We start from the raw sequence: 511 nt of genomic DNA on the forward strand, positions 1-511 counted from the left end.
CTCATGTACTATTTGGATACGGCGAGTGTTGTCGCCTTGTGTCTTTTTATTTTAATTCACTATTAGGGCTACTGACAATTCAGGTGTGAGTTGATTTTTGGCAAAAAGCAACCGTAAAACGAAATGTTAGTGGCCCTCCAAATACAAAAGAGATAATTGATGAACGAGACGCTCATGTTCTATTATGTAGTTGAATCGTTTTAGACAGAACATCAAAAACGCTCTTGGCAACAACCAAGAGCATTTTTTATCTGATTTATTTGCGAATCAATTTATCCAAAGCCATGATTAATTGCTCATCGGTAAAAGGTTTACAAATAAGCCCACGCGCACCAAATTGCAAGGCTTTTAAGCCTGTTTGACAGTCGGATAAAGCTAAAATCACTAAGATGCTGGTGTCTTTGCTTAATTCACAAATGTGTTTGATACATTTTAAACTGCCTATTTTGGGCATCGTTAAGTCCATCGTGATTAAATCGGGTTTGTGTTCTTTGAATAAACGCAAGGCTTC

The 511-nt window shown here is 37.2% G+C and carries 1 protein-coding gene; it reads right to left on the reverse strand.

Annotated features, from left to right (window positions below; all coding sequences use genetic code 11):
• Window positions 1-256: 256 nt before the first annotated feature.
• Window positions 257-511, reverse strand: a 255-nt coding sequence (locus tag L1D47_RS21085; RefSeq protein ID WP_239886654.1) for a response regulator, incomplete at its 5' end; no start/stop codon positions are given.

This window comes from Shewanella sp. Isolate7 (assembly GCF_022398425.1).
In the GTDB taxonomy this organism is placed as follows: domain Bacteria; phylum Pseudomonadota; class Gammaproteobacteria; order Enterobacterales; family Shewanellaceae; genus Shewanella.